This is a genomic window from Streptomyces bambusae, assembly GCF_020532645.1.
GTDB lineage: Bacteria > Actinomycetota > Actinomycetes > Streptomycetales > Streptomycetaceae > Streptomyces > Streptomyces bambusae.
Genome location: NZ_JAJAUZ010000008.1, coordinates 37108 through 59921, shown reverse-complemented (window position 1 = coordinate 59921; position 22814 = coordinate 37108). Strand labels below are relative to the sequence as shown.

The 22814-nt window shown below is 72.3% G+C and carries 22 protein-coding genes; 5 read left to right on the top strand and 17 right to left on the bottom strand.

Annotated elements, in window-relative coordinates:
* Positions 1-132: 132 nt before the first annotated feature.
* A complete protein-coding gene (locus LG634_RS08155; protein ID WP_226732980.1) occupies positions 133-1131 on the bottom strand; it encodes a GlxA family transcriptional regulator in 999 nt (332 codons plus the stop codon).
* A 62-nt stretch (positions 1132-1193) separates the two neighbouring features.
* On the opposite strand from LG634_RS08155, the gene LG634_RS08150 reads away from it, so the two are divergent.
* Complete coding sequence (locus LG634_RS08150) at positions 1194-2477, top strand: MFS transporter (protein ID WP_264202857.1); 1284 nt, start codon at positions 1194-1196, stop codon at positions 2475-2477.
* Positions 2478-2533: 56 nt separating this feature from the next.
* Here LG634_RS08150 and LG634_RS08145 read toward each other — a convergent pair whose 3' ends face one another.
* The 12 genes from LG634_RS08145 to hrcA all read right to left on the bottom strand — a co-directional run bounded on the left by LG634_RS08145 (position 2534) and on the right by hrcA (position 13509).
* Positions 2534-2899: a cytidine deaminase-like protein gene (locus LG634_RS08145; RefSeq protein ID WP_226732978.1), complete on the bottom strand. Its 366-nt coding sequence runs from the start codon at positions 2897-2899 to the stop codon at positions 2534-2536.
* A gap of 282 nt (positions 2900-3181) precedes the next feature.
* Complete coding sequence (locus LG634_RS08140; protein WP_226732977.1) at positions 3182-3535, bottom strand: MmcQ/YjbR family DNA-binding protein; 354 nt, start codon at positions 3533-3535, stop codon at positions 3182-3184.
* Positions 3532-4839, bottom strand: a complete 1308-nt coding sequence (locus LG634_RS08135; RefSeq protein ID WP_226732976.1) for a hemolysin family protein — start codon at positions 4837-4839, stop codon at positions 3532-3534. Before LG634_RS08135 ends, LG634_RS08140 begins: the two co-directional genes overlap by 4 nt.
* On the bottom strand, positions 4836-5333 hold the full coding sequence (ybeY, locus tag LG634_RS08130; RefSeq protein ID WP_226732975.1) for an rRNA maturation RNase YbeY: 498 nt from the start codon (positions 5331-5333) through the stop codon (positions 4836-4838). The genes LG634_RS08135 and ybeY overlap by 4 nt, the downstream gene beginning before the upstream one ends.
* Before the next feature lie 12 nt (positions 5334-5345).
* Positions 5346-6368, bottom strand: coding sequence for a PhoH family protein (locus LG634_RS08125; RefSeq protein ID WP_226732974.1), 1023 nt, complete (start codon positions 6366-6368; stop codon positions 5346-5348).
* A gap of 217 nt (positions 6369-6585) precedes the next feature.
* On the bottom strand, positions 6586-7833 hold the full coding sequence (locus LG634_RS08120) for a PfkB family carbohydrate kinase (protein WP_372482391.1): 1248 nt from the start codon (positions 7831-7833) through the stop codon (positions 6586-6588).
* A 63-nt stretch (positions 7834-7896) separates the two neighbouring features.
* Complete coding sequence (locus tag LG634_RS08115) at positions 7897-8802, bottom strand: ribonuclease Z (protein WP_226732972.1); 906 nt, start codon at positions 8800-8802, stop codon at positions 7897-7899.
* A 6-nt stretch (positions 8803-8808) separates the two neighbouring features.
* On the bottom strand, positions 8809-9168 hold the full coding sequence (locus LG634_RS08110; RefSeq protein ID WP_226732971.1) for a histidine triad nucleotide-binding protein: 360 nt from the start codon (positions 9166-9168) through the stop codon (positions 8809-8811).
* Between the two features lie 87 nt (positions 9169-9255).
* Positions 9256-9999 carry a 16S rRNA (uracil(1498)-N(3))-methyltransferase gene (locus tag LG634_RS08105; protein ID WP_226732970.1) on the bottom strand — a complete coding sequence of 248 codons (744 nt, stop codon included), beginning with the start codon at positions 9997-9999 and terminating at the stop codon, positions 9256-9258.
* Positions 9996-11072 (bottom strand): nitronate monooxygenase, encoded by a 1077-nt coding sequence (locus tag LG634_RS08100; RefSeq protein ID WP_226732969.1) that lies wholly within the window; start codon positions 11070-11072, stop codon positions 9996-9998. The genes LG634_RS08105 and LG634_RS08100 overlap by 4 nt, the downstream gene beginning before the upstream one ends.
* Positions 11073-11352: 280 nt before the next feature.
* Entirely contained in the window at positions 11353-12492 is a 1140-nt protein-coding gene (dnaJ, locus tag LG634_RS08095) for a molecular chaperone DnaJ (protein WP_226732968.1), read from the bottom strand.
* The gene (gene hrcA, locus LG634_RS08090; protein ID WP_226732967.1) at positions 12493-13509 is read right to left on the bottom strand and encodes a heat-inducible transcriptional repressor HrcA; all 1017 of its coding nucleotides are present in this window, start codon (positions 13507-13509) and stop codon (positions 12493-12495) included.
* Between the two features lie 150 nt (positions 13510-13659).
* Here hrcA and LG634_RS08085 point away from each other — a divergent pair, with 150 nt between their 5' ends.
* Together LG634_RS08085 and LG634_RS08080 are read left to right on the top strand one after the other, a co-directional pair.
* Entirely contained in the window at positions 13660-14385 is a 726-nt protein-coding gene (locus LG634_RS08085; protein WP_226732966.1) for an MBL fold metallo-hydrolase, read from the top strand.
* Positions 14386-14413: 28 nt separating this feature from the next.
* Positions 14414-15220: a DUF3097 domain-containing protein gene (locus tag LG634_RS08080; RefSeq protein WP_226732965.1), complete on the top strand. Its 807-nt coding sequence runs from the start codon at positions 14414-14416 to the stop codon at positions 15218-15220.
* Positions 15221-15418: 198 nt separating this feature from the next.
* On the opposite strand, the gene hemW is transcribed toward LG634_RS08080, so the two are convergent.
* From hemW to lepA, 3 genes are all read right to left on the bottom strand, one after another.
* Positions 15419-16651: a radical SAM family heme chaperone HemW gene (gene hemW, locus LG634_RS08075; RefSeq protein WP_226732964.1), complete on the bottom strand. Its 1233-nt coding sequence runs from the start codon at positions 16649-16651 to the stop codon at positions 15419-15421.
* Positions 16652-16788: 137 nt separating this feature from the next.
* A complete protein-coding gene (locus LG634_RS08070) occupies positions 16789-18678 on the bottom strand; it encodes an AMP-dependent synthetase/ligase (protein WP_226732963.1) in 1890 nt (629 codons plus the stop codon).
* Between the two features lie 174 nt (positions 18679-18852).
* Entirely contained in the window at positions 18853-20721 is a 1869-nt protein-coding gene (gene lepA / locus LG634_RS08065) for a translation elongation factor 4 (protein ID WP_226732962.1), read from the bottom strand.
* Positions 20722-20907: 186 nt separating this feature from the next.
* Here lepA and rpsT point away from each other — a divergent pair, with 186 nt between their 5' ends.
* Both rpsT and LG634_RS08055 read left to right on the top strand, forming a co-directional pair.
* Positions 20908-21174 carry a 30S ribosomal protein S20 gene (rpsT, locus tag LG634_RS08060; protein ID WP_226732961.1) on the top strand — a complete coding sequence of 89 codons (267 nt, stop codon included), beginning with the start codon at positions 20908-20910 and terminating at the stop codon, positions 21172-21174.
* Between the two features lie 236 nt (positions 21175-21410).
* Entirely contained in the window at positions 21411-21611 is a 201-nt protein-coding gene (locus tag LG634_RS08055; RefSeq protein WP_226732960.1) for a type II toxin-antitoxin system VapB family antitoxin, read from the top strand.
* Positions 21612-21758: 147 nt separating this feature from the next.
* Here LG634_RS08055 and holA read toward each other — a convergent pair whose 3' ends face one another.
* The gene (gene holA / locus LG634_RS08050; RefSeq protein WP_226732959.1) at positions 21759-22760 is read right to left on the bottom strand and encodes a DNA polymerase III subunit delta; all 1002 of its coding nucleotides are present in this window, start codon (positions 22758-22760) and stop codon (positions 21759-21761) included.
* Between the last annotated feature and the right edge of the window lie 54 nt (positions 22761-22814).

The window sequence follows — 22814 nt, the reverse complement described above, 5'->3', positions numbered from 1 at the left end:
AACGCCGGCGGGGCTGGATTTGCCGCATCGGCCCCACGGGCGGGGTCGCAGGCGAAGTGCAGGGCGGGGAAATCCAGCCCGTCCGGCGCTTGAGGACCGGGGTGCGGGGCGGAGCACCGGTTCGCAAGGCGGTCAGGCCGGGCGGAACGTGCGCCGGTAGGCCGTCGGCGTGACACCCAGAGCGGAATGAAAGTGCTTGCGCAGAGACTGCGCGGTGCCGAAACCCGCCTCCCGGGCCACCGCCTCCACACCCAGCGAGGTCGTCTCCAGCAGAACCCTGGCCCGCTCCACCCGCTGCCGCACCAGCCACTGCCCCGGACTGACCCCCGCCTCCTCCCGGAACCGCCGCGTGAACGTCCGTACCGACATCGCCTCCTCCCGGGCCAGCTCACTGAGCCGCACCGGCTCGTGCAGCCGGTCCAGGATCCGCCCCCGCGCCCCCGCCGTACTCGCCACCGCCGACGACGGCAGCGGCCGCGAGACGAACTGCGCCTGCCCCCCGTCCCGGTGCGGCGGCACCACCGTCCGCCGGGCCACGTCGTTCGCGACGGCCGCCCCGTGGTCCCGCCGCACCACGTGCAGGCACAGGTCGATCCCGGCCGCCACCCCCGCCGACGTCAGCACGTCCCCGTCGTCGATGAACAGCACGTCCGGATCGACCTCGACCGCCGGGAACAGCCGCTGGAAGTGCGCCGCCGAAGACCAGTGCGTCGTCGCCCGCCGCCCGTCCAGCCGCCCGGCCGCGGCCAGCACGTAACTGCCCGTGCAGATCGACAGCAGCCGCGTCCCGGGCCGTACGAGGTCCAGCGCGGCGGCGAGCTCGGGCGTCAGCCGGCCCTCCTCGTACACCGGCCCCAGCTCGTACGAGGCCGGCACCACCACCGTGTCCGCGGTCGCCAGCAGCTCCGGTCCGTGCGCGACGGCGACCGCGAAGTCTGCGTCCGTGGGCACGAGCCCGGCGTCCAGACCGCAGGTCAGGATCTCGTACAGGGGCCGCCCGCCGGCGTCCCGGGCCCGCCCGAAGATCCGGTGCGGGATCCCGAGCTCGAAGGGCAGCAGCCCCGGCAGGGCGAGCACGACGACCCGGTGCTGCGCCGCCTCCGCGCCGGTTCCGGTCATATCAGCAGCCATGGCCCGATCGTAGCGAACCATGTCTCCCGGGCCACTCGAACCGGCCACCCGCCCCGGCCAGCATGGTCCGCGTGACCCGTACAGCCACCCGCCCCGCCGCTCCCACCGTCCGCCGCCGCCCCCACCGCGCCTGGTCCGTCGCCGCCGTCACCTTCGTGACGATCATCGGCGCGGCCGCCTTCGCCTCCCTGCCGGGCCTGCTCATCGGCCCCCTGCACGAGGAGTTCGACTGGTCGCGCGGCACGATCGGGTTCGCCGTTTCGGTCAACCTGGCCCTCTACGGCCTCACCGCCCCCTTCGCCGCCGCCCTGATGGACCGTTTCGGCATCCGCCGGGTGGTGGCCGCCGCGCTCACCGTCATCTCCGTGGGCTCGCTGCTCACCGTGTGGATGACCGCCGCCTGGCAGCTCGTCCTGTTCTGGGGCCTGCTCGTCGGCCTCGGCAGCGGCTCCATGGCACTGGCCTTCGGCGCCACCGTCACCAACCGCTGGTTCACCGCCCGCCGCGGCCTGGTCACCGGCATCCTCACCGCCGCCGGCGCCTCCGGCCAGCTGGTGTTCTTGCCGCTGCTGTCCTGGCTGGTCAGCGCCCACGGCTGGCGCCCGGCCGCGGTCACGGTGGCCCTCGCGGCGATCGCCGTGGTCCCGTTCGTCTGGCTGCTGCTGCGCGACCACCCGGCCGACCTCGGGCTCGCCCCGTACGGCAGCACCGACGTGGTACCGAAGCCGGCGCCGGTGCCGGGAGCGGCCCGCCGGGCCGTGACCGTGCTCTTCGACGCGGCCCGCACCGGCCCGTTCTGGCTGCTCGCCGGCGCCTTCGCGATCTGCGGCGCCTCCACGAACGGCCTGGTCAAGACGCATTTCGTGCCTTCGGCCCACGACCACGGCATGCCCATGACCACGGCCGCCGGGCTGCTCGCGGTCATCGGCGTCTTCGACGTCGTCGGCACCGTCTGCTCGGGCTGGCTCACCGACCGCTTCGAATCCCGCCGACTGCTGGCCGTCTACTACGCGCTGCGCGGGATCTCGCTGCTCTTCCTGCCGATGCTGCTCGCCCCGGCCGTCCACCCCCCGATGCTGTTCTTCATCGTCTTCTACGGGCTGGACTGGGTCGCCACCGTCCCTCCGACGATCGCGCTGTGCCGGGAGCACTACGGCGAGGACAGCGCGATCGTGTTCGGCTGGGTGCTCGCCGCCCACCAGGTGGGTGCGGCCCTGGTGGCCTTCCTCGGCGGGGTGGCGCGCGACGTCTTCGGCTCGTACGACGTGGTCTGGTACGCCTCGGGCGCGCTGTGCGCGATGGCCGCGCTGATGTCGATGGTGGTCCGCCGCCGCCCCGCGGCCTGACGCACGGACGCCGCGGAGGGCGTACGGGGAAAGGGGCGGCGGCGGACCGGACGGGCTCAGCCCGCGGTGACGGTGATCTTCAGCTCCCCGTCCGGCCCGGCGAGCAGCACCGGAGTGGCCGGGCCGCCGAGGTCGCGGACGGCGGCGCGGTCGAGGGCGGCCGGTTCGGCGGCCTCGGTCACCACGGCCGCCGCCTCCAGGGACTGCGCACCACTGGCGACCGCCATCGCGACGGCGGTCTGCAGGGCGCTGAGGCTGAGCGAGTCCAGCGTCACCGTGCCGGCCACGTAGGTGCGGCCGGTCTCGTCCCGGACGGCCGCCCCCTCGGCCACGCCGTTGCGGGCGCGGGCGCTGCGGGCCAGGGTGATGATCTTGCGGTCCTCGGGGTCGATCCCGTTGCCGCCGGAGATGCTGTCGGTCATGCCGGAAAGCATAGGGACCGGAAAAACGGAGCGCCTCGGCGGACCCGTGCCGGAGCACGGCGCCGCCGAGGCGCTCTCCCCTCCATCCCCCGGCCTGTGGGTGGTCAGCCCTTCGGCGACGACGGCGTGAAACAGTGCATAGGGATCTTCCTTGGCGGAAGCAAAGCCAAGACTAGGGCACGGCAAACCGTGGATCCGAACGTCCTGCGAAATTGTGACCTTGCACCCGAAGGGTCCGCCGCACCGACCGGTCCGCACCTGGGTCGAAAACCGGCCACCGGTTTACGGTCGATCCAGCCGCAGCCGCTCCGCCCGCGGGAGCCCCGCCACCACCAGGTCGTACGAGTCCTCGACGAGCTCCTTCAGGAGGGTGCCGGGGACCTCGGAGACGGTCACGGTGTTCCAGTGCCGCTTGTTCATGTGCCAGCCGGGCATCACGGCCGGGTACTGCTCGCGCAGCCGCAGCGCGTTCTCCGGGTCGCACTTGAGGTTCACCCGCAGTGGACTGGCGTCCAGGGCGCTGAGCGCGAACACCTTGCCGAGCACTTTGAAGACCGAGGTCTCCGGGTTGAAGGGGAACTCCTCCACGACGGCGTTGAAGCCCAGGCAGAACGCCCGCAGCTGCTCCGGGGTCACGGCGCGGGGTCCTCCCCGGCCGTGTCGGGCGCTGCCTCCGGCTCCACCAGCACCGTCACGATCCTGTTCCGGCGGCCCGCCGGGGCCTCCGCCGTCAGCCGCAGCCGGCGGCCGTCGGGCAGCTCCACCACGGATCCGGCGCCCGCGATCGGCACCCGGCCCAGCGCCTTGGCGAGCAGCCCGCCGACCGTCTCCACGTCCTCGTCGTCGTACTCGTCGATGCCGAACAGCTCGCCGAGGTCCGTGATGTCGAGACGGGCCGTCACCCGGTAGCGGTCGCCGCCGAGTTCCTCGACGGGCGGAAGTTCCCGGTCGTACTCGTCGGTGATCTCGCCGACGATCTCCTCCAGGATGTCCTCGATGGTGACGATGCCCGCGGTGCCGCCGTACTCGTCGATGACGACGGCGACGTGGTTGCGCACCTGCTGCATCTCCCGCAGCAGGTCGCCCGCGTTCTTCGTGTCCGGCACGAAGACGGCCGGGCGCATCGCGGTGGACACCGGATCGGCCTCGGCCTCGCGGTTGATGTGCGTCTTGCGGACGAGGTCCTTGAGGTAGACCATCCCGACGATGTCGTCCTCGTTCTCCCCGGTCACGGGGATCCGCGAGAAGCCGGACCGCAGCGCGAGCGTGGTGGCCTGACGGATCGTCTTGTACCGCTCGATGCAGATCAGGTCGGTGCGCGGGACCATCACCTCGCGCACCAGGGTGTCGCCGAGTTCGAAGACCGAGTGCACCATGCGGCGCTCGTCGTCCTCGATCAGCGACTCCTTCTCCGCGAGGTCGACCATGGCGCGCAGCTCCGCCTCGGAGGCGAACGGGCCCTTGCGGAAGCCCTTTCCGGGAGTGAGGGCGTTGCCGAGGAGGATCAGCAGCTGCGGGACCGGCCCCATCACGCGGGCCAGCGGCAGCAGGACGTACGCGGCGGCGGTCGCGGTGTTCAGCGGGTGCTGGCGGCCGATGGTGCGCGGGGAGACGCCGACGGCCACGTACGAGACGAGGACCATGACGGCGATCGCGACGACCAGGGCGGTCCAGTTCTCGCCGAACTCGTCCAGGCAGACGTAGGTGACCAGGACCCCGGCTGCCATCTCGCAGAACACCCGGACCAGCAGGGCGACGTTCAGGTAGCGGGTCGGGTCGGAGGCGACCTGGAGCAGCTTGGCGCTGCCGCGCCGCCCGGAGCGGACGGCCTCCTCGGCCCGGAAGACGGAGACGCGGGCGATGCCGGCCTCGGCGCAGGCGGCCAGCCAGGCCACGATGACCAGCGCCACCGCCCCGGCGATCAGCTGGGCGGCGCTCACGAGACGGTGGGCGCGGGCGACGGACCGGTCAGGCCGCGCTCGGCCCGCCAGCCGTCGACGATCGCCGCCTGCAGGCCGAACATCTCGGCCTTCTCGTCCGGCTCCTCGTGGTCGTAGCCGAGCAGGTGGAGGACCCCGTGGACGGTGAGGAGCTGGAGCTCCTCGTCCATCGAGTGCCCGGTGGGCGCGTCCTCGCCCTGCTTCTTGGCGACCTCGGGGCAGAGCACGATGTCGCCGAGGAGCCCCTGCGGGGGCTCCTCGGAGTCCTTCGTCGGCGGGCGCAGCTCGTCCATCGGGAAGGACATGACGTCAGTGGGTCCGGGCAGGTCCATCCACTGGATGTGGAGCTCCTCCATCGCCTGGGCGTCCACCACGATCACCGAGAGCTCGGAGAGGGGGTGGATCCGCATCCGGGTCAGGGCGTAGCGGGCGACGTCGAGGATCGCCTGCTCGTCGACCTCGGTTCCGGACTCGTTGTTGACGTCGATCGACATGTGGTTCTCGAACTACTTCCCGTTGCGGCTGTCGTACTGCTCGTACGCGTCGACAATACGGCCGACGAGCTTGTGCCGGACGACATCCTGGGACGTGAGCCGCGAGAAGTGGACGTCCGGGACGCCGTCCAGGATCTCCTGGACCTGCTTGAGACCGGACTTGGTCCCGCCGGGCAGGTCGATCTGCGTCACGTCACCCGTGATGACGATCTTCGAATCGAAGCCGAGCCGGGTGAGGAACATCTTCATCTGCTCGGGGTTCGTGTTCTGCGCCTCGTCCAGAATGATGAACGCATCATTGAGAGTTCTGCCACGCATGTACGCCAGCGGCGCGACCTCGATGGTGCCCGCGGCCATCAGGCGGGGGATGGAGTCGGGGTCGAGCATGTCGTGCAGGGCGTCGTACAGCGGGCGCAGGTACGGGTCGATCTTCTCGTAGAGGGTGCCGGGGAGGAAGCCGAGGCGTTCGCCGGCCTCCACGGCGGGGCGGGTCAGGATGATCCGGCTGACCTGCTTGGACTGCAGGGCCTGGACCGCCTTGGCCATGGCGAGGTACGTCTTTCCGGTGCCGGCGGGGCCGATGCCGAAGACGATCGTGTGCTTGTCGATCGCGTCGACGTACCGCTTCTGGTTGAGGGTCTTGGGTCGGATGGTGCGGCCGCGGCTGGAGAGGATGTTCTGGGTGAGCACCTCGTGCGGGGTCTCCGGCACGGCGTCCGTGCCGTCGCCGCCATTCGCCCGGAGCATGGCGATCGAGCGTTCCACTGCGTCCTCCGTCATCGGCTGCCCGGTGCGGAGCACCAGCATCATCTCGTCGAACAAGCTCTGGATCAGGGCGACTTCCGCGATGTCGCCGACGGCGGTCACCTGGTTGCCGCGGACGTGGATGTCGGCGGCGGGGAACGCCCGCTCGATCACGCGCAACAGGGCGTCACCCGAGCCGAGCACCATCACCATCGGGTGCTTCGCGGGGACGGTGAAGTGGGCTCGCGCCTGTCCCGGTGCAAGGGTCTGGTCTGTGGGTGTCTGAGTCATGGGCCGGCTCTCTGGCCTGCACATACCTCCCGTTGCGAGGTCTCGCCGTTCGACGACCTCTGTGACTTCCAAGCGTACGACGCCGCCGCGACGCTTCCGAGAGGTTTTCGGGGCTCCGCCCCGGACCGGCCGAAGTCCGGACAGGGGAAAAAATCAAGCCCGTCCGGCGTTTGAGGACCGGGGTCCGGGGCGGAGCCCCGTGGGCTGGGGCGCCGGGTCAGGCGGAGTGGCGGAAGCCGATGGTGGGGACGGCGCGGCGGCGCGGGCCGCAGGCTTCCGCGTCGAGGGCCGAGTCCGCGAGCAGCCCGTCCAGGAACCCGTACCGGCGCAGCTCCTCCGGCAGCCCGCCGGCCCGCTCCCGCACGGCACGCCACCAGGCCGCGACCTCCGGCCACCCCGGCGCGGACAGCGAGCCGCCGAACTCCTGGACCGACAGCGCCGCCGTCAGACCGGCGAACGCCAGCCGGTCGGCCAGCGGCCAGCCGGCCAGGGTCCCGGTGAGGAACCCGGCCACGTACACGTCCCCGGCCCCGGTGGGATCCAGCTCCGCCACGGCGATGCCCGGTACCCGCGCGGTCTCCCCGGTCCGCCCGTCGACGGCGTACGAGCCCTCCGCCCCCATGGTGACGACTGCGATCGGCACCCGCTCGGCCAGCGCCCGGGCCGCGGCCAGCGGGCACTCGGTGCGGGTGTAGTGCATGGCCTCGCCGGCGTTCGGCAGGAAGGCCTCGCAGTGCTCCAGGTCGTGCAGCCCGTCGAGGTCCCAGCGGCCGCTGTCGTCCCAGCCGACGTCGGCGAAGATCCGCGCGCCGCGGGCGGCGGCCGAGGCGATCCACTCGGACCGGCGGCCCGGTTCCAGGGAGGCTACGGCGGCGCGGGCCCGGGGCGGGCAGTCCGGGAACGGGCCGGGCCCGGCCGGCGGGGGCGCCTCGTGGCCGTGCGAGACCATCGTCCGCTCGCCCTCGTACGCCATCGACACGGTGACCGGTGAGTGCCAGCCGGGGATGGTCCGCGACATCGACAGGTCGATGCCCTCGCCCTGCTCCAGAGCGTCCCAGCAGTACTCGCCGTAGTGGTCGTCGCCGAAGGCCGCGGCGAGCGAGGTGCGCAGGCCGAGGCGGGCCAGGGCGGTGGCCATGTTGGCGACGCCGCCGGGGCTGGAGCCCATGCCGCGGGCCCAGGACTCGGTGCCGCGGACGGGTGCGGAGTCGAGCCCGGTGAAGATGATGTCCAGGAAGACCGTGCCGGTCAGGAACACGTCGCAGCCCGGGTCCTGCGGGGCCCTTACGGCGCGCAGCGGGTCCAGCGGGGCTCGCAGGGGCGGGTGGTGTCCGTTCCGGCTGGTCACGTGAGGTCTCCCCGTCCTGAGGGGTCGTTTCTGCTGCGTCGGCAGGGGCGGCAGGGACTGCCGGGAGGGAAAATCACCGCAGGACCGCCAGCCCTGCCCGGGATGCCCCCGCCCCAAACCCAGTGTGGCCCAGATCACCGGCATACGGCGTACGGGGCGCCGGCCGGGCCGGGGGCGGGGTCAGGAGCGCCGGGGCAGCGGGACCCTCAGGAGGTCCTGGGCGACGGTCAGTTCGCCGTCGAAACTGGTCGCGCGGGCCTGCCGTTCGAAGGCTTCGGGGTCGGTGTACCGCTGCGAGAAGTGGGTCAGGACCAGGTGCCGGACGCCTGCGTCGCGGGCGACCCGGGCGGCCTGCCCGGCGGTCAGGTGGCCGTGCTCGGTGGCCAGGTGCTCGTCCTCGTCGAGGAAGGTCGACTCGATGACGAGCATGTCGCAGCCCTCGGCGAGCGCGTCCACGCCCTCGCACAGCCGGGTGTCCATGACGAAGGCGAAGCTCTGCCCCCGCCGGACCTCGCTGACCTGGTCGAGCCTGACCTCGCCGAGCCGGCCCTCGCGCTGGATCCGGCCCACGTCCGGCCCGGAGATCCCGTACCCGGCCAGCAGCTCCGGCAGGATCCGCCGGCCGTCGGGCTCGGTGAGCCGGTAGCCGAACGACTCCACGGGGTGGCTCAGCCGGCGCGCCTCCAGCCGGTACGACGGCCCGGCCGCGAGGACCCCGTCCGCGCTGACCGGCGCCTCGTCGATGACGACGGTCTCACGGTAGGCGGTGGCGTGCCGCAGCCGGTCGTAGAACTGCTGCCCGGACGCCGGGAAGTGTGCCGTGACCGGGTGCGGGACCCGGTCCAGGTTGATCCGCTGGATCACCCCGGCCAGGCCGAGCGAGTGGTCCCCGTGGAAGTGCGTGATGCAGATCCGGTCGATGTCGTGCGCGGCCACGCCGGCCCGCAGCATCTGCCGCTGGGTGCCCTCGCCGGGATCGAAGAGGATCCCCTCTCCGTCCCAGCGCAGCAGGTACCCGTTGTGGTTGCGGTGCCGGGTCGGGACCTGGCTCGCGGTGCCGAGCACCACGAATTCACGTACGGACACGGAGGGTTATCCCGGGGGCCACTGGAGGCCGCGGCCGCCGAGCACGTGCGCGTGGGCGTGGAAGACGGTCTGGCCGGCGCCGGTGCCGGTGTTGAAGACGATCCGGTAGCCGGAGCCGTCCACCTTGTCCTCGGCGGCGATCTCGCCGGCCTCCCGCAGCACGTCGGCGGCGAGCGCGGGCTCGGCGGCGGCCAGCGAGGCCGCGTCCGGGTAGTGCGCCTTGGGGATCACCAGGACGTGCGTCGGGGCCTGCGGGTTGATGTCGCGGAACGCGACCGTGGTCTCCGTCTCGCGCACGACCGTCGCGGGGATCTCCCCCTTGACGATCTTGCAGAACAGGCAGTCCGCCTGCGGTTCCCCTGCCATGTGCTTCGCCTCCGTAGCGTGATCGGTCAGTCGCATCGTAGCGAGCGCCCGGCCGGGGACCGCTCGACGGGCCCTGGAGCCCGGCTGCTACGACCAGCGACCGGTGCGGGCCAGGAGGACGGCGGTGGCCGCGGTGCCGGCCGTGGAGGTGCGCAGCACCGAGCGTCCCAGCCGGTACGGGCGGGCGCCGGCCTCGGCGAACACGGCCAGCTCCTCCGGCGAGACGCCGCCCTCGGGGCCGACGACGACCACGATCGAGCCGGCCGCGGGCAGCTCGGCGAGGGCCAGCGCGCCGCTGTCGGCGTCCCGGTCCTCGTGCAGGACGACCGCGAGGTCGGCCTCCGCGAGCAGGGCGGCGACCTGCTTGGTGGACAGGGCCTCGGTGACCTCGGGAAAGCGGACCCGGCGGGACTGCTTGCCAGCCTCGCGGGCCGTGTTGCGCCACTTGGCCAGGGACTTGGCGCCCCGGTCGCCGCGCCACTGGGTGATGCAGCGGGCGGCCTGCCAGGGCACGATCGCGTCGACCCCGGTCTCGGTCATGGTCTCGACGGCCAGCTCGCCGCGGTCGCCCTTGGGCAGGGCCTGCACCACGGTGATCCGCGGGGCCGGCTCGGGCTCCTCGGCGACCGTCCGTACGTCGACCACCAGGCGGTCCTTGCCCTCGGCGGCCGCGACCACGCCCTCGGCCCAGGCGCCGCGGCCGTCGGTGAGGACGACCTCCTCGCCGGGTTCCAGCCGCTTCACGGAGACCGCGTGCCGGCCTTCGGGCCCGTCCAGGACGAACTGCGGCCCGGCGGGCACCTTGTCGACCACGAACACGGGGGCGGTCATGACGCACTCCTCATCTGCATCGCGCTCTGCGCTTCGGCCACTTCGGCCGTGAGAACCTCCACCAGCTGCCCGGCGGGCAGGGTGCGGGCCAGCCGGTGGCCCTGTCCGGCCCACAGGGCCATCCCCTGCGGGTCGCCCGCGTCGGCGGCGGCCTTGCGCAGTCCGGTGGTCAGATGATGCACCTGCGGGTACGCGGCCGGCGCATAGGGGCCGTGTTCGCGCATGAACCGGTTGACCAGCCCGCGGGCGGGCCGCCCGGAGAAGGCCCGGGTCAGCTCGGTGCGGGAGAACAGCGGGTCGGTCAGGGCCCGCTTGTGCAGCGGGTCGGCGCCGGACTCCGGGCAGGGCAGGAACGCGGTGCCGAGCTGGGCGGCGGCCGCGCCCGCGGCCAGCACGGCGGCTATCTGCGCCCCCCGCATCAGGCCGCCGGCGGCGATGATCGGGACCGCGACGGCCTCGCGGACCTGCGCGACGAGCGGCAGCAGGCCGAAGCCGCCGCCGTCGGCCTCCGGGTCGTCGCGGTGGGTGCCCTGGTGGCCGCCGGCCTCGATGCCCTGCACGCAGACCGCCTGGGCGCCGGCGTGCTGCGCGGTCCGTGCCTCCTCGGCGGTGGTGACGGTCACCGCGGTGCAGGTTCCGGCGCGGTGGAAGGCGTCGAGGGTGGCGGGGTCGGGGCAGCCGAAGGTGAAGGAGACCAGCGGCACCGGGTCGTCGAGGAGGATCGCGACCTTGGCGTCGTAGCCGTCGTCACAGCCGCCGAAGACGTCCTCGCCGAGCGGGGTGTCGTACCAGGTGGCCTCGCCGGCGAGCTGGCCGCGGTACGCCTCGACGGCGGCCGGGTCCACGGCCGGGGGCTGCGGCATGAAGAGGTTGACGCCGAAGGGGCGGGCACTGAGCGCGCGGAGCCGCTTGATCTCCTGGTACATGCCGTCGGCGGTCTTGTAGCCGCCGGCCAGGAATCCGAGTCCGCCCGCGTCCGACACGGCCGCGGCGAGTTCGGGGCGGGAACCGCCGCCTGCCATCGGAGCCTGCACGACCGGATACCGGCAGAGATCGCTCAGTGCGGAGGACATGAGCGCATCGTGCCATGTCCCCCGCACCAGGCCGAATCAGGGCATTCGCCTGGCATAGTCCGGCGACCGGAACGCGCCGGCCGTGGCCCGGCCGCCGGTAGGGGAAGCCCGACGGCGGCGAACCGGAAGCCCGGCCCGCCGCCGTCCGTCAGGCGTCAGCGCCCGTTGAACGCGTCCTTCAGGCGACTGAAGAGCCCCTGCTGCCCCGGCTGACCGCATCCACCCGGGGAGCCACCCCCGGACCCCCGGGGCGCGGCAACCCACCGCCGCCCGTCAGGCGTCAACGCCCGTTGAACGCGTCCTTCAGACGGCTGAAGAGCCCCTGCTGCCCCGGCTGGAACTGGCCCAGGGGGCGTTCCTCGCCGCGGAGCTTGGCGAGCTGGCGGAGGAGGTCCTCCTGCTGCGGGTCGAGCTTGTTCGGGGTCTGGACCTCGACGTGCACGATGAGGTCGCCCCGGCCGCCGCCGCGCAGGTGCGTGACGCCGCGCCCGTGCAGCGGGATCGACTGGCCGGACTGGGTGCCGGGCCGGATGTCGACCTCCTCCATCCCGTCGAGCGTCTCCAGCGGGCACTTGGTGCCCAGCGCGGCCGCCGTCATCGGGATGGTCACGGTGCAGTGCAGGTCGTCGCCGCGCCGCTGGAACACCGGGTGCGGGAGCTCGTGGATCTCCACGTACAGGTCGCCGGCGGGGCCGCCGCCGGGGCCGACCTCGCCCTCGCCGGAGAGCTGGATGCGGGTCCCGTTCTCCACACCGGCGGGGATCTTGACGGTGAGGCTGCGACGGGACCGGACCCGGCCGTCGCCCGCGCACTCGGGGCACGGGGTCGGGACCACGGTGCCGAAGCCCTGGCACTGCGGGCACGGGCGCGAGGTCATGACCTGGCCCAGGAAGGAGCGGGTGACCTGGGAGACCTCGCCGCGGCCGCGGCACATGTCACAGGTCTGGGCGGAGGTGCCGGGGGCGGCGCCCTCGCCGGAGCAGCCGGTGCACACGATCGCCGTGTCGACCTGGAGCTCCTTGGTGGTCCCGAAGGCCGCCTCGTCGAGTTCCAGGTCCAGGCGGATCATCGCGTCCTGGCCGCGGCGGGTGCGCGAACGCGGGCCCCGCTGGGACGCCTGTCCGAAGAAGGCGTCCATGATGTCCGAGAAGTTCCCGAAGCCGCCGGCGCCGAAGCCGCCTGCGCCACCGCCGCCGCCCGAGGCGGACAGCGGGTCCCCGCCGAGGTCGTAGACCTGCTTCTTCTGCGGGTCCGACAGCACCTCGTACGCGGCGTTGATCTCCTTGAAACGCTCCTGCGTCTTGGGATCGGGGTTCACGTCCGGGTGCAGCTCGCGGGCGAGCTTGCGGAAGGCCTTCTTGATCTCGTCCGGAGACGCGTCGCGGCGTACGCCGAGCACGGCGTAGTAGTCCGTGGCCACTTACGACTCCGCCAGGATCTGTCCGACGTAACGTGCCACTGCGCGTACCGCTCCCATCGTTCCGGGGTAGTCCATGCGGGTCGGTCCGACCACGCCGAGTTTGGCGACTGCCTCGCCGCCCGAACCGTAGCCGACCGAGACGACGGACGTGGAGTTCAGTCCCTCGTAGGCGTTCTCATGCCCAATGCGTACGGTCATGCCGGATTCGTTGGCCTCGCCGAGCAGCTTGAGGAGCACGACCTGCTCCTCCAGCGCCTCCAGCACCGGCCTGATCGTGAGGGGGAAGTCGTGCCCGAAGCGGGTGAGGTTGGCGGTGCCGCCGATCATCAGCCGTTCTTCGGTCTCTTCCACCAGGGTTTCCAGCAGGGTAGCGAGGACGACCTGGACGGTGCCGCGGTCGTCCGTCTCGAACGACTCCGGCAGGTCCTGCACCAGCTGCGGCACGTCCGCGAACCGGCGGCCGACGACCCGGCTGTTGAGCCGGGCCCGCAGGTCGGCCAGCGCGGCCTCGCCGAACGGCGCCGGTGCGTCGACCATCCGCTGCTCGACCCGGCCGGTGTCGGTGATGAGGACGAGCATCAGGCGGGCGGGTGCCAGCGCGAGCAGTTCGACGTGCCGGACGGTGGAGCGCGTCAGCGACGGGTACTGCACGACCGCCACCTGCCGGGTCAGCTGCGCGAGCAGCCTGACCGTGCGTCCCACCACGTCGTCGAGGTCGACGGCGCCGTCCAGGAAGTTCTGGATGGCCCGGCGCTCCGGCGAGGACAGCGGCTTGACGCCCGCGAGCCGGTCGACGAAGAGCCGGTAGCCCTTGTCGGTCGGGATGCGGCCGGCGCTGGTGTGCGGCTGGGCGATGTACCCCTCGTCCTCCAGGACCGCCATGTCGTTGCGCACGGTGGCCGGCGAGACGCCGAGCTTGTGGCGCTCCGTGAGCGCCTTGGAGCCGACCGGCTCCTCCGTCCCGACGTAGTCCTGGACGATGGCGCGCAACACCTCGAGTCTGCGTTCGCTGAGCATCGGCGCACACCTCCAGCTGTGATGCCTGTTCGTTCCGTTGCGGTCCTGCTGCTGGCACTCGGGCTGCCCGAGTGCCAGAGATCCCCCGGTCAGTGTACGGCGGTGAGGTACACCCCTAGCAAGGGCGGCCCGTCACGGTAGCGTCGCGCCATGGACGTCCAATGGGAAGAGGCCGGGTGGGAGGGGCTGACCGGGCGAACCGGCCGGCTGCGCCTCCCGGTGTGGGACTGCACGGCGGGACTGGTGGTGGGAGACGATGCGGTGCTGCTCGTCGACCCCGGCTCCTGTGTCCGCGAGGGGGCCGCGCTGCGGGCCCAGGCGGAGCGGCTGGCGGGCCGCAGAGTGACTCATATCGCATTCACGCACGGCCATTTCGACCATGTCCTGGGCGCCTCGGCGTTCTCGGGGGCCGAGGTCTACGGCGCGGTGGGCCTGGACGGGCTGCTGCTGGCGGGCCGGGACCTGCTGCGGGAGGAGGCCGTACGGCACGGGCTGGCAGAGGCGGAGGCCGCGGATTCGGTGGAGCTGCTGGTGCCGCCGCGGCACCTGGTCTCGGGCGAGTGGACGCTGGACCTGGGCGGGGTGCAGGTGCTGCTGGCGAACGTCGGGCCGGGGCACACCGGGCACGATCTGGCGGTGTTCGTGCCGGGCGAGCAGGAGGTCGTGTTCTGCGGGGACCTCGTGGAGGAGTCCGGCGAACCTCAGGCGGGTTTCGACGCGGTCCGCAGGCAGTGGCCGGCGGCGATCGGCCGGCTGCTGGCGCTGGGCGGCGAGGACGCGGTGTACGTGCCGGGGCACGGGGCGGTGGTGGACGCGGCGTTCGTGCGTGCGCAACGCGCCACACTGGCGGCGCGTTTCGGCGTGTCGCCTTCCTGACCCGGCCCCCCTCCCTACTGTCGTCCGAATGCGCGAGTACTCACCCGACCTGACCCCGCCGTGGAAGCGGAGCGCCGCCCGGCCGGTGCCGGAGGTGCCGGCGGATCCGGATCTGGTCGTGGAGGTGGCCGGTACGGACTTCTGCGGCGCGGTGACCGCCTGCGAGGGCGGGACGGTGACGCTGGAGGACCGCTTCGGGAAGCGGCGGGTCTTCCCGCTGGAACCGCGGGGCTTCCTGCTGGAGGGCGAGGTCGTCACCCTGGTCCGCCCGTCCCGGCGCCCGGCCGCACCGGCCCGCACGGCGTCGGGGTCGGTGGCGGTCCCGGGGGCGCGGGCGCGGGTGGCACGGGCCGGGCGGATCTACGTGGAGGGGCGGCACGACGCGGAGCTGGTGGAGCGGGTCTGGGGTGACGACCTGCGCATCGAGGGCGTCGTCGTGGAGTACCTGTCCGGGATCGACGACCTGGCGGCGGTCGTCGCGGAGTTCGCCCCGTCGGCGGACGCGCGGCTCGGAGTCCTGGTCGACCACCTGGTGCCCGGCTCCAAGGAGTCCCGCCTGGCGGCGGCGGTCACGGACCCGAACGTCCTGGTCGTGGGCCACCCGTACGTGGACGTCTGGCAGGCGGTGAAACCGGGCTCTCTGGGAATCCCCGCCTGGCCGGTGGTCCCGCCGGGCCAGGACTGGAAGACGGGCGTCTGCCACGCGCTCGGCTGGCCGCTGCCCACCGGGGCCGCCTGGCAGCACATCCTGTCCCGCGTCCACACCTACCAGGACCTGGAACCGTCCCTCCTGTCCCGGGTCGAAGCCCTCATCGACTTCGTCACGGCCCCCTGACCCGCCGGGCTGGAATGTGCCGCGTCCGGGCTTCGGCTGCCCAGAGGGCCGGATGCGGCGGGGCAGAATCCAGCCCCGCCGGCGTTTGAGGCGCGGGGGTCCGGGGGCGGAGCCCCCGATCTTTGAGGCGCGCCGGCAACGGCGGCGCCGGGTCGGGGGCGGGGCCGGTCCAGCGGCGGGGCCGGTCCAGCGGCGGGGCTAGTCGACCAGGTCGCGGACGACCGCGTCGGCCAGGAGACGACCGCGCAGGGTCAGGACGGCACGGCCGTCCTGATAGGCCGCGTCCTGGAGGAGACCGTCCGCCAGCGCCCGCCGGGACGCCGCCAAGCCCACAGGCGCGAGCAGGGACAGCGGCACGCCTTCCAGCAGCCGCAGCTCCAGAAGGATCCGCTCGACCCGCCGGTCCTCGTCCGACAGGACCTCACGCCCCGCCCCGGGGGAGCGGCCGGCCGCCAGCGCCCCCGCGTACGCCCCGGGATGCTTCACGTTCCACCACCGCACCCCGCCGACGTGGCTGTGCGCGCCCGGCCCGGCCCCCCACCAGTCCGCCCCGCGCCAGTACAGCTCGTTGTGCAGGCAGCGTCCCACCTCGGACGTGGCCCAGTTGGAGACCTCGTACCAGTCGAAGCCGGCCGCGCCGAGCACCTCGTCGGCGATCAGGTACCGGTCCGCGTGCACGTCGTCGTCGGTCATCGGCACCTCGCCCCGCCGGATCCGGCGCGCCAGCTGCGTCCCCTCCTCGACGATCAGCGCGTACGCCGAGATGTGGTCGGGCCCGGCCCCGAGGGCCGCGTCCAGCGAGGCCCGCCAGTCGTCGTCGGACTCGCCCGGGGTCCCGTAGATCAGGTCCAGGTTGACATGCTCGAAGCCGGCCGCCCGCGCCTCCCCCACACACGCCTCGGGCCGCCCCGGCGTGTGCGTCCGGTCGAGCACCTTCAGCACGTGCTGCCGCGCGCTCTGCATGCCGAACGAGATCCGGTTGAACCCGCCCGCCCGCAGCTCCTCCAGGTACGCCGGCCCGACCGACTCCGGATTCGCCTCGGTGGTGATCTCGGCATCGGCCGCCAGGCCGAACTCGTCCCGGATCGCACCCAGCATCCGGACGAGGTCCGCGGCGGGCAGCAGCGTGGGCGTGCCGCCGCCGACGAAGACGGTCCGCACCTCGCGCGGGTCGTCACCGAGCACCTTGCGGGCGAGGCGCACCTCGTCGACGAGGGTCTCGGCGTAGTTCTCGCGGGAGGCGAGCACGCCGCCGGTGCCGCGCAGCTCGGTGGCGGTGTACGTGTTGAAGTCGCAGTAGCCGCAGCGGGTCGCGCAGTACGGCACGTGCAGGTAGAAGCCGAGTGGCCGGTCCGCCGCCCCGTTCAGGGCATGCGCGGGCAGCGACCCGTCTTCGGGCATGGGTTCGCCGTCGGGCAGTACGGAAGGCATGCCCCCATTCTCCCGCACCTCCCGGGAACGGCCGACCGGCCGACGGGCGGCGCCCTCCCGGCCCGGGGCCGGGAGGGGGCGAGGAGGGGGCAAGGAGGCGGCGCGAAGGGGCGGGGAAGGCTTCCCGCCCCTTGTGGTCACGCCTCGCGCGTGCCCTCGTACATCCCGTCGATCAGGGCCTTGAACTCGCGCTCGACCGCCGGGCGCTTCAGCTTCAGGCTCGGGGTGAGTTCGCCGTGCTCGACGTCGAGGTCGCGCGGCAGCAGTTCGAACTTCTTGATCGTCTGCCAGCGCTGGAGGCCCTGGTTGAGGGTGTCGACGTAGCCCTGGACCAGCTCGCGGGTCTGCGGGGCGGCCGTCACCTCGGCGTAGGACTTGCCCTCCAGGCCGTGGTCCTTGGCCCAGCCGAGGAGCGCGGGCTCGTCGAGCGCGATGAGGGCGGTGCAGTAGTTGCGGTCGGCGCCGTGCACGAGGATGTTCGACACGAACGGGCAGACCGCCTTGAACTGGCCCTCGACCTCGGCCGGCGCGACGTACTTGCCGCCGGAGGTCTTGATCAGGTCCTTCTTGCGGTCGGTGATCCGCAGGTAGCCGTCCGCGGACAGCTCGCCGATGTCGCCGGTGTGCAGCCAGCCGTCGGACTCCAGCACCTCGGCGGTCTTCTCCGGCAGGCCGTGGTAGCCCTCCATGATGCCGGGGCCGCGCAGCAGGATCTCGCCGTCGTCGGCGATGCGGACCTCGCAGCCGGGGAGCGGCTTGCCGACCGTGCCGGTGCGGTACGCCTCGCCCGGGTTGACGAAGCTGGCGGCGCTGGACTCGGTGAGCCCGTAGCCCTCCAGGATGTGGATGCCCGCGCCGGAGAAGAAGAAGCCGATCTCCGGGGACAGGCCGGAGGCGCCGGAGACGGCGGCGCGCAGCCGGCCGCCGAAGGCGTCGCGGAGCTTGGAGTAGACGAGCGCGTCGGCGACCTTGTGCTTCATGCCGAGGCCCATGGGGACCGAGGCGGTGCCGGTGCGCCGGAAGTTGTCCTGGGAGGTCTTGGCGTACTCGCGGGAGACCTCGGCGGCCCACTTGAAGATCTTGTACTTGGCGCCGCCGGCGGCCCGGGCCTTGGCGGCGACCCCGTTGTAGACCTTCTCGAAGATGCGCGGTACGGAGGCCATGTACGTGGGCTGGACCACCGGCAGGTTCTCGATGATCTTGTCGACGCGGCCGTCGACGGCGGTGACGTGGCCGACCTCGATCTGGCCGGAGGTCAGCACCTTGCCGAAGACGTGCGCGAGCGGCAGCCACAGGTACTGGACGTCGTCCCTGGTGACCAGGCCGGTCGCGGCGATGGCCTTGGCCATGTACGACCAGTTGTCGTGCGGGAGGCGGACGCCCTTGGGGCGGCCGGTGGTGCCCGAGGTGTAGATGAGGGTGGCGAGCTGCCCGGAGGTGATGGCGCCGACCCGCTCCTTCACGGACTCCGGGTGCTTCGCGAGGTACTCGGCGCCACGCGCCTCCAGCTCGGCGAGGGTGAGCACCCAGCCCTCGGGGTCGCCCTCGGCGGGCTCGGCGCCGGCCGGGTCGATGACCACGACGTGCCGCAGCTCGGGCAGGTCGGCCCGGCGCTCGCGCGCCTTGGCGAGCTGGCCGGCGTCCTCGGCGATGAGGATCCGGCTCTCGGAGTCGGAGAGGATGAACGCCGACTCCTCGGCGTTGGTGCTGGGGTAGATCGTGGTGACCGCGCCGCCCGCACACATCACGCCGAGGTCGCTCAGGATCCACTCGACGCGGGTGTTGGCGGCCAGCGCGACCCGCTGCTCCGGCTCCAGGCCGAGGCTGACGAGGCCGGCGGCGATGCGGTAGACGCGGTCGGCGGCCTGGCCCCAGCTCAGCGACTTCCAGTCGTCCGGGCCCTGGCCGGAGGCGGCGGGCACCGGATACCGGTAGGCCTCTGCGTCCGGGGTGGCGGCGACGCGCTCAAGGAAGAGGGCCGCCACCGAGGGCGGGCGGTTCTCGATCAAGGTCTGTGTGTCGCTCACGACATCCTCCGGACCACGCTGTACCGCGTGGGTTAACTGGCGAGTAACCATCGAGCAGAGATCAGCGTAGAGGTCGACCGGCCCCCGCGTAAGAGGCGCCGAGCGGCCGCTTTATAACGAACGGGCCCCTGCGCACTCGCGCAGGGGCCCGTTCGGAGGACTGCCGGGGGGTGGCTACTTCTTGCCCTTGCCGCCGGACTCGTCGCTGGACAGCACGGCGATGAAGGCGTCCTGCGGGACCTCCACCGAGCCGACCATCTTCATGCGCTTCTTGCCTTCCTTCTGCTTCTCCAGCAGCTTCCGCTTACGGGAGATGTCACCGCCGTAGCACTTGGCGAGGACGTCCTTGCGGATGGCGCGGATGGTCTCGCGGGCGATGACCCGGGAGCCGACGGCCGCCTGCACGGGCACCTCGAAGGCCTGCCGCGGGATGAGCTCGCGCAGCTTGGCGACCAGGCGCACGCCGTACGCGTACGCCGCGTCCTTGTGGGTGATCGCGGAGAAGGCGTCCACCTTGTCGCCGTGCAGCAGGATGTCGACCTTGACCAGGCTGGAGGCCTGCTCGCCCGTGGGCTCGTAGTCCAGCGAGGCGTAGCCGCGGGTCTTGGACTTCAGCTGGTCGAAGAAGTCGAAGACGATCTCGGCGAGCGGCAGGGTGTAGCGGATCTCGACGCGGTCCTCGGACAGGTAGTCCATGCCGATGAGGGTGCCGCGGCGGGTCTGGCAGAGCTCCATGATCGAGCCGATGAACTCGCTCGGGGCGAGGATCGTGGCGCGCACGACCGGCTCGTACACCTCGGAGATCTTGCCCTCGGGGAACTCGCTCGGGTTGGTGACCGTGACCTCCTTGCCGTCCTCCAGGACGACGCGGTAGACCACGTTCGGCGCGGTGGCGATGAGGTCGAGGCCGAACTCGCGCTCCAGGCGCTCGCGGATCACGTCGAGGTGCAGCAGGCCGAGGAAGCCGACGCGGAAGCCGAAGCCGAGCGCGGCGGAGGTCTCCGGCTCGTAGACCAGGGCGGCGTCGTTGAGCTGGAGCTTGTCCAGGGCCTCGCGGAGGTCCGGGTAGTCCGAGCCGTCGAGCGGGTACAGGCCGGAGAAGACCATCGGCTTCGGGTCCTTGTAGCCGCCGAGGGCCTCGGTGGCACCGCCCGTCATCTGGGTGATGGTGTCGCCGACCTTGGACTGGCGGACGTCCTTCACACCGGTGATGAGGTAGCCGACCTCGCCGACGGACAGGCCGTCGGCCGGCAGCATCTCGGGCGAGTTGCAGCCGATCTCCAGCAGCTCGTGGGTGGCGCTGGTGGACATCATCCGGATCCGCTCGCGCTTGTTGAGCGTGCCGTCGACCACACGGACGTACGTCACGACGCCGCGGTACGAGTCGTAGACGGAGTCGAAGATCATCGCGCGGGCGGGGGCGTCCTTAACGCCGACCGGGGCCGGGACGGCCTGCACCACGCGGTCGAGCAGGGCGTCCACGCCAACACCGGTCTTGGCGGAGACGCGCAGCACGTCGTCGGGGTCGCAGCCGACCAGGTTCGCCAGTTCCTCGGCGAACTTCTCCGGCTGGGCAGCCGGCAGGTCGATCTTGTTGAGGACCGGGACGATCGCGAGGTCGTTCTCCATCGCCAGGTACAGGTTGGCCAGGGTCTGCGCCTCGATGCCCTGGGCGGCGTCGACGAGCAGGACGGTGCCCTCGCAGGCCGCCAGCGACCGGGAGACCTCGTACGTGAAGTCCACGTGGCCCGGCGTGTCGATCATGTTGAGGATGTGGGTCTTGCCCATGCCGTCGCCCTCGGTGGGCGACCAGGGCAGACGGACCGCCTGGGACTTGATCGTGATGCCGCGCTCACGCTCGATGTCCATGCGGTCGAGGTACTGGGCACGCATCTGCCGCTGGTCGACGACACCGGTCAGCTGGAGCATCCGGTCGGCGAGAGTCGACTTGCCGTGGTCGATGTGCGCGATGATGCAGAAATTGCGGATCAGCGCCGGGTCGGTACGGCTCGGCTCGGGCACGTGGCTGGGGATCGCGGGCACGCAAGGTCCTGATTCTCGGGCGACGACTATGGATACTCAGGCTCCATGGTCCCATGCGCGGGGCGCTGCGCTCGGTTTGGGCTGGTCCGACTGGGCCTGGTAGCCTGGGTGGCTGTGTCTCGTCTGCCCTCTCAGCTCACGCGGCACAATCCGAAGATCAACCTCTGAACCTGAAAAGGCTCTTTCGTGGCGAACATCAAGTCCCAGATCAAGCGGAACAAGACGAACGAGAAGGCCCGCCTTCGCAACAAGTCCGTCAAGTCCGAGCTCCGCACCTTCATCCGCAAGGCCAACGAGGCCGTCGTCGCCGGCGACGCCGAGAAGGCCACCGCTGCGGCCCGTGCCGCTTCGCGGAAGCTGGACAAGGCTGTCTCGAAGGGTGTCATCCACAAGAACGCCGCCGCCAACAAGAAGTCGGCGCTGGCGATCAAGGTTGCCGCTCTTCAGGGCTGAGCACTCTGATGTGATCGCCGGAAAGGATCCAGCGGGCCCTCTCATCCGCTCCTGACCGGCACCCCGTCCCACACGCGGCCTGCGTTCGCCACGCGGGTGTGGGACACACAGGTTGTGAACCGGAGGCCCCGGTCCCGTCCTTCCCCAGGACGTGACCGGGGCCTTCGGCATGTCCGGGGGCGTCCCGCGGGCTAGAGTCCGGGAACCGATTGCGGGTGGGACGAGAGGGGCGGGGCATGGCCAAGGTCAACATCAGCCTGGACGCAGAACTCGTGGTGGAGGTGATGGTGCTCGCCGGGGTCGGCTCGCCGCAGGACGCGGTGGAGGCCGTCGTACGCGACTACATCGCCCGCGGCCACCGCACGGAAGCCCGCACCGATCTCGCCGACCGCCGCCTTCACGACGCCGGCACCCGCCCCCAGGACCCACAGGGCTGAGGCACCCGCCCGGGCCGGTACGCATCCGGCTGCCGGGGGTACACGACGCAGCCGGGTCGGGGCCCCCGGCCCACGGCCGGGTGCGGGCCGGGGCCGGGCGGGCGCATACCGGGGCCGGGCGGGTGGGGCCGTGCCCGGCCGGGGGGGTCAGTACGTGTCGCGGCGGGGTGGGCGGGCGGCGCGTGCCACGGCGACGACGGCCTTCTCCAGGGCGTATTCGGGGTCGTCGCCGCCGCCCTTGACACCGGCGTCGGCCTCGGCGATCGCCCGCAGGGCGGCCGAGACGCCGTCCGCCGACCAGCCGCGCATCTGCTGGCGCACCCGGTCGATCTTCCACGGCGGCATGCCGAGGTCCCGCGCCAGGTCGCCGGGGCGGGCGCCGCGCGGCGCGGAGGCCAGCTTGCCGATGGCCCGGACGCCCTGGGCCAGCGCGCTGGTGATCATGACGGGGGCGACGCCGGTCGACAGCGACCAGCGCAGCGCCTCCAGGGCCTCCGCCGCCCGGCCCTCGACGGCCCGGTCCGCAACGGTGAAGCTGGAGGCCTCGGCCCGGCCGGTGTAGTAGCGGCCGACGACCGCCTCGTCGATGGTGCCCTCGACGTCCGCGCACAGTTGGGCGACCGCGCCGGCGAGCTCGCGCAGGTCGCTGCCGATGGCGTCGACGAGCGCCTCGGTGGCCCCGGGGGTGGCCGAGCGGCCCAGCCCTCGGAACTCGGTCCGCACGAAGGCCAGCCGGTCGGCGGCCTTGGTCATCTTCGGGCAGGCCACCTCGCGGGCACCCGCCTTGCGGGCCGCGTCGAGCAGCCCCTTGCCCTTGGCGCCGCCGGCGTGCAGCAGCACCAGGGCGATGTCCTCCACCGGGTCCGCGAGGTACGCCTTCACGTCCTTGATGCTGTCGGCGGACAGGTCCTGCGCGTTGCGCACGACCAGGACCTTGCGCTCCGAGAACAGCGAGGGGCTGGTCAGCTCGGCGAGGGTGCCGGGCTGGAGCTGGTCGGAGGTCAGGTCGCGGATGTCGGTGTCGGCGTCCGCCGCGCGGGCGGCCGCCACCACCTCCCGCACGGCGCGGTCGAGCAGCAGCTCCTCCTGACCCACCGCGAGGGTGAGCGGGGCGAGCAGATCGTCGGTGGGGTTCTTCCTGGTGGCCATCGCCGTCCAGCATCCCACGCCCCACCGACAGGCCCGGCCCGGACGGTGCACCAG

Bases quoted from the DNA above. Each gene is read 5' to 3' on its own strand.
- LG634_RS08155 (WP_226732980.1), bottom strand. From the start codon at position 1,131: ATGGCTGCTGATATGACCGGAACCGGCGCGGAGGCGGCGCAGCACCGG.
- LG634_RS08150 (WP_264202857.1), top strand. From the start codon at position 1,194: ATGGTCCGCGTGACCCGTACAGCCACCCGCCCCGCCGCTCCCACCGTC.
- LG634_RS08145 (WP_226732978.1), bottom strand. From the start codon at position 2,899: ATGACCGACAGCATCTCCGGCGGCAACGGGATCGACCCCGAGGACCGC.
- ybeY (WP_226732975.1), bottom strand. From the start codon at position 5,333: ATGTCGATCGACGTCAACAACGAGTCCGGAACCGAGGTCGACGAGCAG.
- LG634_RS08125 (WP_226732974.1), bottom strand. From the start codon at position 6,368: ATGACTCAGACACCCACAGACCAGACCCTTGCACCGGGACAGGCGCGA.
- LG634_RS08110 (WP_226732971.1), bottom strand. From the start codon at position 9,168: ATGGCAGGGGAACCGCAGGCGGACTGCCTGTTCTGCAAGATCGTCAAG.
- LG634_RS08105 (WP_226732970.1), bottom strand. From the start codon at position 9,999: ATGACCGCCCCCGTGTTCGTGGTCGACAAGGTGCCCGCCGGGCCGCAG.
- LG634_RS08100 (WP_226732969.1), bottom strand. From the start codon at position 11,072: ATGTCCTCCGCACTGAGCGATCTCTGCCGGTATCCGGTCGTGCAGGCT.
- hrcA (WP_226732967.1), bottom strand. From the start codon at position 13,509: ATGCTCAGCGAACGCAGACTCGAGGTGTTGCGCGCCATCGTCCAGGAC.
- LG634_RS08085 (WP_226732966.1), top strand. From the start codon at position 13,660: ATGGACGTCCAATGGGAAGAGGCCGGGTGGGAGGGGCTGACCGGGCGA.
- LG634_RS08080 (WP_226732965.1), top strand. From the start codon at position 14,414: ATGCGCGAGTACTCACCCGACCTGACCCCGCCGTGGAAGCGGAGCGCC.
- hemW (WP_226732964.1), bottom strand. From the start codon at position 16,651: ATGCCTTCCGTACTGCCCGACGGCGAACCCATGCCCGAAGACGGGTCG.
- LG634_RS08055 (WP_226732960.1), top strand. From the start codon at position 21,411: ATGGCCAAGGTCAACATCAGCCTGGACGCAGAACTCGTGGTGGAGGTG.
- holA (WP_226732959.1), bottom strand. From the start codon at position 22,760: ATGGCCACCAGGAAGAACCCCACCGACGATCTGCTCGCCCCGCTCACC.